The sequence below is a fragment of the Bacillus sp. LR_5 genome (assembly GCF_042709275.1).
The window spans coordinates 1-1367 of the sequence record NZ_JAVAXX010000583.1; the positions used below are offsets into that span (position 1 = coordinate 1).

The 1367-nt window shown below is 42.6% G+C and carries 1 protein-coding gene; it reads left to right on the plus strand.

Annotated elements, in window-relative coordinates; genetic code table 11:
- Positions 1-1359 (plus strand): arginine decarboxylase (gene speA, locus RAC86_RS38680; protein WP_377886953.1); only part of this gene is annotated, 1359 nt, incomplete at its 5' end.
- Between the last annotated feature and the right edge of the window lie 8 nt (positions 1360-1367).

Genomic DNA, 1367 nt, shown 5'->3' on the forward strand with positions numbered 1-1367 from the left:
AGACAATTTATCGGTGAAAACGCGTTAAGCATAGATTTGATTAATATTGAACCATTAGACGATCTGCACGCGCCAAAAGGCATTATTAAACAAGCACAAGATCTGGCTGCTGAAGCATTTGGAGCGGATCATACATTTTTTTCTGTTCAAGGAACAAGCGGCGCCATTATGACAATGGTAATGGCTGTTTGCGGACCTGGCGATAAAATTATTATTCCAAGAAATGTTCATAAATCAATTATGACAGCTATTGTATTTTCCGGAGCGATTCCAATTTTTATTCATCCTGAAATTGACAATGAATTGGGCATCTCCCACGGCATTACACTTGAATCTGCTAAACGGGCGCTTACCGAACATCCGGATGCAAAAGGGCTTCTCGTCATCAACCCGACATATTTCGGTGTTGCAGCCGACTTAAAAAGCATCGTAGAACTCGCTCATTCGTTTGATGTGCCAGTGCTTGTGGATGAAGCACACGGCGTTCACATTCATTTTCACGATGAATTGCCGCTTTCAGCTATGCAGGCAGGAGCGGACATAGCAGCGACAAGTGTACACAAGCTGGGCGGATCACTCACGCAAAGTTCGATTTTAAACATGAGAGAGGGCCTTGTATCAAAAAACAGAGTGCAATCCATCCTGAGCATGCTGACAACTACGTCAACTTCTTACTTGCTTCTCGCTTCTTTGGATGTTGCCAGAAAACGCCTTGCAACAGAAGGCCGCCAGCTTGCTGAGGAAACACTCAAGCTTGCCAATCAGACGAGAGATCGCCTCAATCAGATTGAAGGCATTTATTGTGTCGGTTCTGAGATTCTAGGGTCGAAAGCAGCTTACAGCTATGATCCGACAAAATTGATTATCTCTGTGAAAAGTCTTGGCCTGACAGGACATGACGTGGAAAAATGGCTTCGTGAATCCTTTAATATTGAGGTTGAGCTTTCTGATCTGTACAATATTTTGTGTATTTTCACTCCTGGTGACAGCCAAAATGATGCAGACCGGCTTGTAGAGGCTTTAACTGAGATCGCACAGCAAATGTCAGAACAAGATGTAACACATCAGCAAACTGAGGTTCTGCTTCCAGAAATACCTTTATTGGCAATGACTCCTCGTGATGCTTTTTATGCAAATACGGAAGTCATCCCATTAAAAGAAGCATCCGGACGGATTATTGCTGAATTTGTCATGGTATATCCGCCTGGTATTCCAATCTTCATCCCAGGAGAAATTATTACAGAAGAAAACATCAGCTACATTTTTAAAAACCTTGACGCAGGCCTCCCTGTTCAAGGACCTGAGGACTCGACTTTACATATGATCCGAGTCATCAAAGAACAAAAAGCAATTCAATAAAAAATAAA